At 37.3% G+C, this 12,883-nt stretch carries 13 protein-coding genes; 9 read left to right on the forward strand and 4 right to left on the reverse strand.

Features of this window, described 5'->3' with window-relative positions; all coding sequences use genetic code 11:
• Positions 1 to 10: 10 nt before the first annotated feature.
• From JUD45_RS02330 to JUD45_RS02345, 4 genes are all read right to left on the reverse strand, one after another.
• Positions 11 to 1,816 carry a M3 family oligoendopeptidase gene (locus JUD45_RS02330; RefSeq protein ID WP_187155532.1) on the reverse strand — a complete coding sequence of 602 codons (1,806 nt, stop codon included), beginning with the start codon at positions 1,814 to 1,816 and terminating at the stop codon, positions 11 to 13.
• An 87-nt stretch (positions 1,817 to 1,903) separates the two neighbouring features.
• Positions 1,904 to 3,115 carry a DUF2075 domain-containing protein gene (locus tag JUD45_RS02335; protein WP_138726732.1) on the reverse strand — a complete coding sequence of 404 codons (1,212 nt, stop codon included), beginning with the start codon at positions 3,113 to 3,115 and terminating at the stop codon, positions 1,904 to 1,906.
• A 14-nt stretch (positions 3,116 to 3,129) separates the two neighbouring features.
• Positions 3,130 to 3,927, reverse strand: a complete 798-nt coding sequence (locus JUD45_RS02340) for a methylenetetrahydrofolate reductase (RefSeq protein ID WP_203619593.1) — start codon at positions 3,925 to 3,927, stop codon at positions 3,130 to 3,132.
• Between the two features lie 91 nt (positions 3,928 to 4,018).
• Positions 4,019 to 5,752 carry a phospho-sugar mutase gene (locus JUD45_RS02345; RefSeq protein WP_203619594.1) on the reverse strand — a complete coding sequence of 578 codons (1,734 nt, stop codon included), beginning with the start codon at positions 5,750 to 5,752 and terminating at the stop codon, positions 4,019 to 4,021.
• Between the two features lie 162 nt (positions 5,753 to 5,914).
• Here JUD45_RS02345 and JUD45_RS02350 point away from each other — a divergent pair, with 162 nt between their 5' ends.
• The 9 genes from JUD45_RS02350 (at position 5,915) to JUD45_RS02390 (ending at position 12,877) form a co-directional block, all read left to right on the forward strand.
• Positions 5,915 to 6,571: an NAD(P)H-dependent oxidoreductase gene (locus tag JUD45_RS02350; RefSeq protein ID WP_138726729.1), complete on the forward strand. Its 657-nt coding sequence runs from the start codon at positions 5,915 to 5,917 to the stop codon at positions 6,569 to 6,571.
• A gap of 272 nt (positions 6,572 to 6,843) precedes the next feature.
• Positions 6,844 to 7,818, forward strand: coding sequence for a beta-ketoacyl-ACP synthase III (locus JUD45_RS02355; protein ID WP_054606926.1), 975 nt, complete (start codon positions 6,844 to 6,846; stop codon positions 7,816 to 7,818).
• Between the two features lie 38 nt (positions 7,819 to 7,856).
• Entirely contained in the window at positions 7,857 to 8,099 is a 243-nt protein-coding gene (locus JUD45_RS02360; RefSeq protein ID WP_034532415.1) for an acyl carrier protein, read from the forward strand.
• Between the two features lie 33 nt (positions 8,100 to 8,132).
• Positions 8,133 to 9,032 carry an ACP S-malonyltransferase gene (gene fabD / locus JUD45_RS02365; RefSeq protein ID WP_034534262.1) on the forward strand — a complete coding sequence of 300 codons (900 nt, stop codon included), beginning with the start codon at positions 8,133 to 8,135 and terminating at the stop codon, positions 9,030 to 9,032.
• A gap of 2 nt (positions 9,033 to 9,034) precedes the next feature.
• Positions 9,035 to 9,775, forward strand: a complete 741-nt coding sequence (locus JUD45_RS02370) for an SDR family oxidoreductase (RefSeq protein WP_203619595.1) — start codon at positions 9,035 to 9,037, stop codon at positions 9,773 to 9,775.
• A 46-nt stretch (positions 9,776 to 9,821) separates the two neighbouring features.
• Complete coding sequence (locus JUD45_RS02375; RefSeq protein WP_034532418.1) at positions 9,822 to 10,259, forward strand: acetyl-CoA carboxylase biotin carboxyl carrier protein; 438 nt, start codon at positions 9,822 to 9,824, stop codon at positions 10,257 to 10,259.
• Between the two features lie 50 nt (positions 10,260 to 10,309).
• On the forward strand, positions 10,310 to 10,675 hold the full coding sequence (locus tag JUD45_RS02380; protein WP_051592197.1) for a 3-hydroxyacyl-ACP dehydratase FabZ family protein: 366 nt from the start codon (positions 10,310 to 10,312) through the stop codon (positions 10,673 to 10,675).
• Between the two features lie 20 nt (positions 10,676 to 10,695).
• Entirely contained in the window at positions 10,696 to 12,069 is a 1,374-nt protein-coding gene (locus JUD45_RS02385; protein WP_041153068.1) for an acetyl-CoA carboxylase biotin carboxylase subunit, read from the forward strand.
• Positions 12,059 to 12,877 carry an acetyl-CoA carboxylase carboxyltransferase subunit beta gene (locus JUD45_RS02390; protein WP_373301462.1) on the forward strand — a complete coding sequence of 273 codons (819 nt, stop codon included), beginning with the start codon at positions 12,059 to 12,061 and terminating at the stop codon, positions 12,875 to 12,877. The genes JUD45_RS02385 and JUD45_RS02390 overlap by 11 nt, the downstream gene beginning before the upstream one ends.
• The last annotated feature ends 6 nt before the right edge of the window (positions 12,878 to 12,883 follow it).

Below are 12,883 nucleotides of genomic sequence, written 5' to 3' on the forward strand. Positions count from 1 at the left end.
GCTTCTTTTTTTATACATATTTTTCAGTTAGTTTGATGAATTCATCAACGTCTTTTTCGATTAATTTAACTCCTGCTTCCCAGAAATCTGGTTTGGTCAAATCAACACCTAGGTGTTTGCTTGCTAACTCTTCTGTAGTCATGTTAGCAGTATCTCTTAGTAATGAGATGTATTGATCTTCGAAGTCATCGGTAGTTTGTGCTTTGGCATAGATTCCTAGACTGAATAGGTAACCGAATGTGTATGGAAAGTTGTAGAAAGGAATGTCGTCGATGTAGAAATGCATCTTGCTTGCCCAGAAGTGAGGTGAGTAGGTAGATATCGACTCGCCGTAAGCATCCTTTTGAGCTTGTAACATTAATTCATTAATTTCGTTAGCAGTTAGAATGCCTTCTTGTCTTTTTTCATAGAAACGAGTTTCAAATAAGAATCGAGCGCGAATGTTTAAAAACATTGCGACAGGGTTGTCCATCTTAGCATTTAGTAAGCTGATTTTTTCTTCGTCGGTCTTTGCTTCTTTGACGTTAGCATCTGAAACGATTAGCTCACCGAATGTTGATGCGGTTTCTGCAACGTTCATTGCGTAGTCTTGGCGGAAGTATGGTAGATCGTTCATCACGCTACTGTGGAAGGCATGACCTAGTTCGTGGGCGATGGTTGATGCATCGTTTGGTGAACCTGTGAAGGTTAAGAAAATTCTTGCTTCGCCAGTTTCTGGTAGGTCTTGCATGTATCCGCCTGGTTCTTTACCTGGACGGTTTTCAGCTTCAATCCATCTATTTTCAAATGCCTTTTGGGCTAGGTTAGCCATCTTGGGTGAGAAACTGTTGAATTGTTTAATGATGAATTCGGCAGCTTCGTCATATGTGAATGTCTTTGATTTTTCGTTGCCGATGTTGATTGGGGCAGCGACATCTTCCCAACCAATCTTATCCTTACCAATCAGTTGAGCCTTGCGGTTTAAGAACTTTATCAAGACATCCTTATTGTCATCAACGACCTTCCACATGGTATCAAGAGTTTCTTTTGACATGCGGTTAAGTTCTAATGGGTACTTCAAGAAATCGTTAGTACCATGGAACTTGTAGTCTAGAAGACGACTACCTGATAGGTGATTTAGGGTGTCGGCAAATAGGTTTTGTTGGTCTTCAAAGGCAGCTTCCCATTTTGGCATCAAGTCTTGGCGATACTTGGCATCTGCATTTCCCAAGATTTCGTTATCAGCTTGACCGGCTGATAATGTTTTAGGATTACCATCTTTGTCTCTAAACGCGACGTTAACACCAGCAATTAATGTGCTGTAATGATTTGACCATGAGCTTAGACCTTCTAAGTTCATTTCTGAAATGATGGTTTCTTGAGTGTCGTCTAATAGCTCTTTTCCAAAATGTCTGTTTTCTTTTAAAGAAAACGCAATGGTATCTAGACCAGGTTGTTTGATTAGTTTACTAAAACGATCATCTGATAAATCGGCCAACTTCTTTTGAAGCAGTTGGGCAATTTGGGCAGCTTTAACGTCTAGTGATTGAACCTTATCAATCATTGGTGGCACTTCTTCATTATTAACGTCGTCGGAATGCTTACCATTTATGTACATTGAAGCTTGAATAATTCCGGCCTGAATTTTTTGTAAGAAGTCGGTTAGTTCTGAAAATCTAGAAAATTGAGCGTCATCATTATCGAATTCGTAGTCGTTAATAGCTTGGCGAAAAGTTTCGATTGATTCGCTGATGACAGCTAATTTATCAGTTAATTCTTTACCATGTAATCCCCCGGCAAAGATTGAATCTAAATCCCAGTTAAGCGAGTATTTCATATTTTCCCCTCCAAAAAACTTAATTGAAACAATTATATCAGTTTATTAAAAAAAGCCACCTAGAAATGTTTATCTGGGTGGCATTTTTTATAATTTTTTGTAGTCGTCTAAGAGACGTTGACGTAAATCTTGGTTATGAACAAAGATGTATAAACCTTTGACACCACGTTTTAGTAAGACATTGGCTGAGTTTAATACGAGTTGTTCCTTAATCTTTTCAAATTCGACAGGATTATCCATATCCTTACGTTTCTTGAGTGATTCAACATCGGTGAACTTACTCATTTCAACGTGGACGTCGTCACCATCTAGATAGATAGGTGGTCCTAAGATGACTCCAACGTAGTTTAAGTCAAATCCTTGGCATGTAAACATAGAACCGACTTCGTTAACGGTTTCTGGAATTTCTGCCCATGGAGTTTGTGTATAGTTGTATTGATCCCATGGCATCTTGAAGTCTGGTTCTGTTACGTAGTGTTTGCCACCATCTAGTGTTGATGGATATCCAGAAGTTGAAACGATTCTAGAAAGACCCACTTCTTTGTTTCTAGCAAAGATGGCCTTACGCATTTCCTCAGCATTATCAAAGATACGAAAATCGTAGTCTTTCTTTGCGTCATCGGGAAGAGGGGTTAGCTTACCATCTGTAAAGGTGTTAATCCATTTTACTAATGAGTCACTGGCAGTCATTCTGAATTGATGAGTTAGGTGATATTCTCCATTAGTGTATGGATCAATGATGTGGTGTAATCTTTCCAAATTCCAGAATGATTTGGTTCTAAGAACCTGGCGATGGTCAAATACCAGGATGGTAATTTGAGAACGTTTGATGATTTCTGATAGTTGATTATCGTAATAGAAATTATTGTAGTGATCCCCACGTGATAGTAATAGGTGGGCTTCATCAATAATTGTGATATCTACATCTTGATGGTTCTTATCGTTTTGGTTAATGAAGGAAGTGGGGCGATTAAAGTTCTTCTTCAATACATTATCCTGACTTCCAGCCATCTTTTTATAAACCTTTAGGATTTCAGGATGGTTAACCAGAAAATAATTATTAGTTTGATATAACGGACTGCTTTTTTCATGCGCCATTTGTTGGATGTCGTAGAATAGCTTACTTAAAATGACGGACTTACCAGTTCCGGCATCACCATAAATGGTGAAGACAGCATGGGTATCGTCATTTAAGTGATCGATTGCAAATTGTTTGATTTGTTCGACTAGGCGAGATTGTTCGTCAGTAAGTTGCTTGGTTGGTGCAAGCTTGTTGTCAGCAGCATTACTGTTGTCCATTGGATGATGCTCCTTTATAGGTTTTGCTTAATGTTTTCAAATACTTGATCGGATACCATCCAATCATTGTGAGTATATAGATGAATACCGTTAACGTTGTGTTCATACAAGTCATTGATTTGGTTAACGGCATAGTTGATTCCATCTTCAAGAAGATTGTCATCTCCTTTGGAAAATTCGGGCATTGTTACATCATTATGTGCTAGGTAATGTTTCTTAAACGGATCGGTAATTGGCATAATCCCAATGCGAATAGGGACATTAATACCATATTCACGTGATTTATCAAGAAATTTATAAATTCTATCATTATCAAAGCACATTAAAGATATTAGACTGTCAACTCCAGAATTTACTTTTTGCTTTAGGTACTCGATGTCTTCTGTAAGTGAGTCAGCGAGCACGTGAATGTCTGGATAACATCCGGCAACTACATTTATTTTTGAATCCTTATCTAGTTGATTTACGTATTGAATCAAATCACTAGCATAATTGAAATCATCTTCGATATGCATATTGTGATGGATGTTTCCACGAACTAATAAGAAGTTACGGATGTTTAAACCCATCAATTGATTAAAAGCTTTTTTTACTTGTTCTTTTGTATGCGTTAATCCAGTTAAGTGGATGACAACAGGGATTTTTAAATCCGTCTGAATGTATCTGGCACATTGGACCATTTCTTCATATGAGTAGCGACTAAGATTGCTAATTGAAACAAAATCTGGTTGCCATTTATGCAAATAGTGCTTCATTTGTAGCAAATCGCCTGGATTGGCCTCAATTTCAACAGAGAATGTTTGCTTTCTCATGGAAATTTCCTTTCAACTTGAATTTATATTAACATTCTATCACGAAACATAAAAAAAGCGTTATTAACATTATGTTAATAACGCTTTTGATTTAGATAAGTTGTTCAATTAATTGATCAACTGCATCTTCATATGTTTTTAGTTTGTTGTTAACAGCTTCAGCTGAATCATCAACAGTACCTAAGTAGAACTTAATCTTTGGTTCTGTTCCTGAAGGACGAATTGCAAACCATGTGCCATCATCTAGCCAGTATTTTAATACGTTAGCTTCAGGTAATGCGATTGTTTCAGTTGAACCGTCAGCATTTGTTTTAGTAGATGTTTGGAAGTCTTCAAGTGATTCGACTTTTTGATTATTGAATTCGTTTAATGGGTTTGAACGTAGTTCGTTCATGATATTTGCCATTTTTGTCTTACCTTCGATACCGCTGAAGGTCTTTGAAATGGTCTTTTCTTCATGATAACCATATTTCTTGTAAATGGATTGAAGACCATCGTATAGGGTTTGGCCTTTTTGCTTGTAGTAAGCGGCAACTTCAGCAAGTAAAACAGTTGATTGGATAGCATCTTTATCACGAACGAAAGGCTTGATTAGGTAACCAAAACTTTCTTCGAAACCAAATAGGAAGGTGTGATTCTTGTTTTCTTCGAAGTCTTTAATCTTTTCAGCAATGTACTTGAATCCAGTAAGAACGTTTTGCATTTCAACACCGTAGTTGTTGGCAATCTTAGTAGCTAGTTCGGTAGATACGATGGATTTAACAACAGTTCCGTTTGATGGTAAGTCGTTAGCGTTCTTTTTAGCAGTTAGGATGTAGTCTAATAGCACTGATGCAATTTGGTTACCAGTCATTAATTCGTATGAACCATCTGGTTGTCTTACAGCTGCACCCAAACGATCAGCATCAGGGTCGGTTGCGATTAAGACATCAGCGTTTTCTTCGTTACCAAGCTTGATTGCATAGTTAAATGCTTCAGGAAATTCTGGATTAGGGAAGTCCACGGTTGGAAATTCTGGATCGGCAATTGCTTGTTCTTTTACTAATGAGTAGTTTTGGAAACCAACATTATCTAAAGCACGACGACAGATAATCTTACCAGTACCATGAAGTGGGGTGTAGACGAATTTTAATTCTTTACCTACTTCCTTGATAAGGTCATGGTTTACGTTAACGGTCTTAACGTTTGCTAGGTAGGCATCGTCAACATCTTCACCAATAACAGAGAGTAGCTTTTTGTCTCTTAAGTCCTTTACGTCAGCAACGTCAATTGCGAAGACATCGTCAGCCTTTCTGACGTAATCAGTGATCATATCAGAAGCCTTTGGTGGCATTTGACCACCATCTTCACCATAAATTTTGTATCCATTGTATTGCATTGGATTATGACTGGCAGTAATCATAACACCAGCAAAAGTATGTAGGTGTCTAATTGCAAATGATAATTCAGGGGTAGGGCGAATATCATCAAATACGAAGGATTTAATGTTATGTTGTCCTAATACTCTGGCAGTTTCATATGCGAATTCTTTTGAGTGATATCTTGAATCGAAACTAATTGCAACACCACGGTTCTTTGATTCTTCATCTAAAGTGTCCATGTAAGATGCTAGTCCTTCGGTAGCTTGTCTAACTGTGTAGATATTCATACGGTTAATACCAGCACCGATTAATCCGCGCATTCCGGCAGTACCAAATGACATGTTAGTACCAAAAGCATCGTTAATTTCTTCATTATTATTAACGATTTTTGCTAGGTCATGTTTTACAGATTCATTTAGATTGGGATGATTAACCCATTTTTGATATAAGTCTTGTGCGTTCATAATAAAGTCTCCAATAAACTTATTTAAATTACATTATAAGTATAGTGAAATCACTATACCGCGTCAATTTTATTATGCTTAAGTTGAGTGTATATTGTTGAACTTAAATAATTCTTTATGTTAAGTTACATCTATTATATACGTGAAAGAGGTAGATTAATAATGGATAAAAACGAAGAAATTATTAAAACTGCTCACCGTCGTTACGCTACCAAAAAGTTCGACGCTGACAAGAAAATTTCTGACAAGGACTGGGAAACAATTATGGAAGTCGGCAGACTTTCACCTAGTGCCTTTGGTTTTTCACCATGGAAGTTTCTTTTAATTGAAAACGAAAACGTTAAAAAAGACATCTATGAAGATGCTTGGGGTGCTCAAAATAGTCTAAACGGTGCAAGTCACTTCCTAATTATTTTGGCTAAGAAGGGAATCACAGCAACTAGTAAGTATGTTCAACACATTACTGAAGATGTTAGTGGCCATCATTTTGCACCAGATTCACCATTCTCAAAGAAGTTTGATGATTTCCAAAAGACTCAATTTGATTTAACTGATGACAGAAAGCAATTCGACTGGGCATGCAAGCAAACTTACATTGCATTAGCTAACATGATGACCGCTGCCGCTGAATTAGATATTGATAGTTGTGCAATTGAAGGATTTAACCGTTCAAAAATTGAAGATATCTTAACTGAAAAAGGTATTTTAGATCCTAAAGAATGGGGTGTTTCAGTAATGGCTGGTTTCGGTTACCGTGACCAAGACATTACTCCAAAGAAGCGCCAACCAATGGATGAAGTATACAAAGTAATCAAATAATAAATAACAAAAAGCCACCTATTATAGGTGGCTTTTTAATTTTATAAGAAACACCAACATTTAATGAGTTACATAATATATAATGCGTAACTTTTAAAAATATGGATAAAAAGTATAGATGAACCGTTGATATATCAATGTTTCTGCATTAACAAGGCGTTGATATGAGTTATTATCAGTTGAAAAAAAGGGGAAATTAATTAAAAATAAATGAGTGGTATTTTATAGATACTATCGAGAAAGTAAACTAAATTCAGTTTAGAGGAGATATCATGAGCAGTTTTTCAATTTTAGCTACTGCTAAAGCTGTTCCTGAAAAGATAGTTACCAATGACGATTTAGCTAAAATCATGGATACTTCTGATGAATGGATCAGTAAAAGAACCGGGATTAAGCAACGCAGAATCGCCACTAAGGAAACTAACACTTCTTTAAGTGCTGAGGTTGCTTCACAATTACTTAAGAACGGAAACGTTGATGCGAATGATATTGATTTTATCATTGTAGCTACGATGTCTGGAGACTACCACATGCCATCAACTGCTTCTGCAGTTCAAGGTATTGTTGGTGCTAAGAATGCTGTTGCATTTGATATCAGCGCTGCGTGCTCTGGATTTGTTTTCGCTACTCATGTTATGCACTCATTATTTGAACTAAAGCCTAATGCTTTAGGGATGGTAATCGGTTCAGAAAAGATGAGTAACTTGATTAACTGGGAAGACCGAACCACTGCCGTATTATTCGGTGATGGCGCTGGTGGGATGTTAGTCTCAAACCAAGGCGATGGAGAAGTCCTATCCAGTAACTTGAAGAATTATGGAGATAGAAGAGAAGCTCTTCTTGCTGGTCATATATTGGGAAATGAAACATTTGGACCACGAGATGATGACGACACAGATCGTTATTTGCATATGGATGGTAGAGAAGTATTTAACTTTGCAACCAAGAATGTTCCATTATCAATTAAAGAAGCAGCAGAAAAAGCTGGGATTGAGTTAAGTGACATAAATCACTTTGTGTTACATCAAGCTAACGCTCGAATTATTAAATCAGTAGCCCGTAAATTAGGCGTTAGTAAGGACAAATTCCCTATCAATATTAATCTTTATGGGAACACCTCTGCAGCTAGTGAACCTATTTTGTTGTCAGAAATGATGGAAAATGGTTTAATAGCTAAGGGAGATATTATCGCCCTTTCTGGTTTCGGTGGTGGCCTAACCACAGGAACTATTATTTTAAGGTATTAATTTATTATTTTAATTTTTTATATGGAGTGAATTATATTATGGCAGACAAGAACGCAATTTTTGACAAGGTAAAAGAAATCGTTGTAGATCAATCAGACGTTAAGGCTGAAGACATCAAGATGGACACTAACTTCAAAGAAGAACTAGACCTAGACAGTTTAGACTTATTTGAAATCATCGATGCTCTAGAAGACGAATACGACATCGAAATTGACAGTGACAACGACATCGCAACTGTACAACAATTAGTTGACTACGTTGCTGGTAAAGTTGAAGAATAATAATTAGTTTTAATTAACTAGGAGTGTTTAAGTTTGAATATTTGTTATCTATTTAGTGGCCAAGGTAGTCAATTTAAGGAAATGGGACAGGATTTGTACAAGTCAAACCCTGTGTACAAACGTACAATTGACGAGGCTTCAGAAACATTGAATTTAAACTTAGCTGATCCGGAAATTTTTGATAATCCTAATAATACTCAAATCGCTATTTTGACGATGAGTGTAGCTATTCATCGTATTTTAGAAGACAAAATAGAGAAACCTGTTGCAATGATGGGATTGAGTTTAGGCGAGTATAGTGCTTTAGTTGCTGCTAAAGCACTATCTTTTAAATCAGGGCTAAAGCTAGTACACGATCGCTCACATTACATGGATGAAGCAGGTAAGCAAAATCCAGGTTCTATGGCAGCTGTATTGGGTCTTAGCCCTGATTTTGTGAAGAGCGTTTGTGATGAAATTGATGACGTTTACCCAGCCAACTACAATAACAAGTCACAAGTTGTTATTGGTGGTACTAAAGAAGGGGTACAAAACGCCATGGAAGTATTGAAGGAAAAGGGCGCAAAACGTGTAGTTCCACTACAAGTTGCCGTAGCTTCCCATACTCCATTGATGCAACCTGCATCAGACCAATTAGCAAAACGTCTTGAAAGTGTTGAATTTGATGAACCTCAAGTAGATGTAATCAGTAATACTACCGTAAAACCATTTGCTAAGGACACCATCAAGGAAACATTAGTTAACCAACTAATCAATCCAACACACTTCATGCAAGATGTTGCTTCATTAGAAGACAAAAACATTGACGCTTTTATCGAAATCGGTCCAGGAAATACGCTAAGTAAGCTTGCTAAAAAGACATTAAAGGCTGATACATACAATGTAGAAAGTGTTGAAACTCTAGATGCCTTATTAGATAAGTTAGGAGAATAATTATGGAAAATAACGAAAAACAAGTAATTCTAATCACTGGTGCTACAAAGGGATTAGGTTTAGCTGACGCAGTTCGTCTAGCTAAGGATGAAAACAATATCGTAATCGCTAACTCACACCGTCAATTGAATGAAGAAGAATTGAAAGCTTTCCAAGCTAACTTCGATTCAGAAATTGATGTATTGGTTGGAGACGTTGCTTCAGAAGATGACGCTAAAGCAATGATTGACAGTGTTATTGAAAAATACGGCAAACTAGACGTATTGGTTAACAATGCCGGTATCACCCAAGACACTCTATTAACTAGAATGAAGGGTGATTCATTCAAACAAGTATTAGACACTAACTTGTTTGGTGTATTTAACATGACTAAGTTTGCTATGAAGAAGATGCAAAAAGCTCGTGAGGGTTGCATTATCAACCTTTCAAGTATTGCAGGTCTACACGGTAACTTAGGTCAAGCTAACTATTCATCTACTAAGGCCGGTATCGTAGGTTTAACTAAGACTACAGCCCAAGAAGGTGCTCTACGTGGAATCCGTTGTAATGCGGTTGCTCCAGGTATGATTAAGACTGCTATGACAGCTAAACTAGGCGACAGTTACATCGCTGATTGGGAAGGAAAAATCCCAGCAAAACGTTTTGGTACTCCAGACGAAGTTGCTCAAGTTGTTGAATTCTTAATCAAGAATGAATACATGAATGGACAAGTAATCACCGTTGACGGTGGATTAACTATGTAATCAAAGTTAAGTAAGAACATTCTTAATTAACAGGAGATATAAAAACATGGAACAAAAAGACATTGAAAAGTTAATGGACAAGTTCGATAAGTCCAGCATGAAAGAATTTAAGATCACTGCCGATGATGGTACTGACTTATACTTTAGTAAGTTAGAACACGCTGCAGTACAAAATGTTGCTCAACCAGCACCAGCTGCTGGCGCAACTGCAAGTGAACAACCTGCTGCTAAACCAGCAGCTTCAGGTGCAAAGATTAAGGCTCCACTTGTTGGAATCGTATACTTTGCTCCAAGTCCTGAAAAGCCAGTCTACAAAAAAGTGGGCGATCACGTTAAGAAGGGCGACACTGTTTGTGTAATTGAAGCCATGAAGGTTATCAACGAAGTTAAGAGTCCCGTTTCTGGAACTATTACTAAGAAGGTTGCTGAAAATGGTGACATGGTTGAATATGATCAACCAATTTTTGAAATTGAGGAGGACTAATTTTGGACTATAACGTACAAGATTTCATTCCTCAAAGATTCCCATTCCAAATGTTAGACAAGATTATTGAAGTAAGACCAGGTGAAGGTGCAAAGGCTGAAAAGCTTTTAACTGTTAACGAATGGTTCTTCTCAAAACAACATCTTGAATTTGGAATGCCAAGACCAATCGCGATGGAAATGCTAGCTCAAACTGGAGTTTGTGCATTACTATCAATGCCTGAATACAAAGGACATAATGTTTTCTTTGGTGGTATCAAGGAAGCTACTTACAAAGACAGCTTTAGACCAGGCGACAAGTTGGAACTAGCTGTTGAAATGACAAAGCTAAAGAGAAACATTGGTGAAGGTCATGGAACAGTTACTAGAGATGGCGAAGTTATTTGTGAAGGTACTTTAATCTTTGCAATTGAATAAGTTCATAAAGGATGAGTGAAATGTTTAAAAAGGTATTAATTGCTAACCGTGGTGAAATCGCGGTGCAAATCATAAGAGCACTTCATGAGATGGACATTAAAGCTGTTGCCGTTTATTCAACTGCCGACAAGGATAGCATGTTCGTTAAATTAGCCGATGAATCAGTATGTATTGGTGGTCCACAACCAAACGAATCATACTTGAACATGGCTGCAGTAATCGATGCTGCAATTTTAACTGGATCAGAAGCTATTCACCCCGGTTACGGATTTTTATCTGAAAACGCTGAATTTGCTGAACTTTGCGAAAAATGTTCAATTAAGTTCATTGGACCAAGTTCAAAAGTAATTGATTTAATGGGAAATAAATCTCATGCCAAGGCAGCGATGAAAAACAGTGGAGTACCTACCATTCCTGGTTCAGATGGCTCCATTGATAGTCTAGACGATGCTTTAAAGCTAGCGGATGAAATTGGTTATCCAGTTATGCTTAAAGCTGCTGCCGGTGGTGGTGGTAAAGGTATTCGTGAATGTGACGATGAAGAAGCATTAAAGGAAATATTTAACACTACTAAGCGTGAAGCAAGAATTTCATACAATGACGATTCATTGTACATGGAAAAAGATTTAAGTGATGCAAAGCATATTGAAATGCAAGTTATCGCTGATCAAAAGGGAAATGTTGTTTACTTCCCTGAACGTGACTGCTCTCTACAAAGAGGTCACCAAAAGATTATTGAAGAAACTCCATGTATGGAAGTTTCTCAATCTCAACGTGATTATCTAGGTAAGCTAGTTGCCAAAGCAACTAAGGAAATTGGTTACGAAAACACTGGTACTTTCGAATTTCTATTGGACGAAAAGACCAACAATTTCTACTTCATGGAAATGAACACTAGATTACAAGTTGAACACACAGTTTCTGAAGAAGTTGCTGGAGTTCAATTAATCAAAGCTCAAATCCAAGTTGCTGCCGGTGAAGCATTACCATTCACACAAGATGACATCAAGGTAGATAGTTACGCAATCGAATGCCGTATTAACGCCGAAGATCCTGCACATGGTTTCTTACCAGCTCCAGGTACTCTTCGTAAGGTTAACTTCCCATTCGGAACTAAGGGTGTTCGTATTGACTCAGGTGTTGAACAAGGTGACACCATTTCTCCTTTCTATGATTCAATGATTGCTAAAATCATTGTACATATGCCTGACAAGCCTCAGGCTGTCGTAAAAATGAGAAGAGTAATTAATGAATTTAAGGTTGATGGAGTTAAGACTAACCGTCAATTCCTAAACGATTTGTTACAAGACAAACATTTCAATGATTCAGATTTCAATAATCTATACATTGAAAAATCATTCTTGAAAGAGTGGTTGAAAAACGTTGAAGAATAATAAATCAGAAGAAAACAAAGATTTACAAACTTTAATGGATAAAGTTCCAGACCATTTGTTTATCAAATGTCCAGTTTGTGAAGAAAACTTTTACAACAAGAAGTTAGGGGAATACAAGTTATGTCCTAACTGTGGTTATGGTTTTAGACTTGGCGCTCAAGAAAGAATCAACATGACTGTGGATGAATTCACACCAATTGATTCTGAAATTAGTGCTCCAAAGCGTTTTCTAAGCGACGAAAAATACGCTGGAAAGCTTGAAAAGTCAAAGAAGACCACTGACCTAAACGAAAGTGTTCAAACCGGTTTTGCCAAGATTGGTGATACTGAATTTGCCCTAGGTGTAATGGATTCCCGTTTCATTATGGGTAGTTTAGGTACTGCCACTGGTGAAAAGCTTGCTAGATTGTTCGAACAAGCAACCGAAAAGAACTTACCAGTAGTTGTCTTCTCATGTTCTGGTGGTGCCAGAATGCAAGAAGGAATCCACTCATTAATGCAAATGGCTAAGGTATCACAAGCGGTATCTGATCACGCTGAAAAAGGATTACTATACATTTCTGTATTAACTGATCCTACTACCGGTGGGGTTACTGCTAGTTATGCCATGGAAGGAGACATCAACATCTCTGAACCACATACATTAATCGGTTTTGCTGGTCGTCGAGTTATCGAAAAGACAATTCAACAACGTCCACCAAAGGATTTCCAACGTGCAGAAACTCTACTTAAGAATGGTTTTTTAGATGCCATTGTTAAAAGAGATGAAATGAAATCAGTATTAGCCAAGTTATTGGCTTGGAATTAGGGGGAT

This window comes from Apilactobacillus nanyangensis (assembly GCF_016861915.1).
In the GTDB taxonomy this organism is placed as follows: domain Bacteria; phylum Bacillota; class Bacilli; order Lactobacillales; family Lactobacillaceae; genus Apilactobacillus; species Apilactobacillus nanyangensis.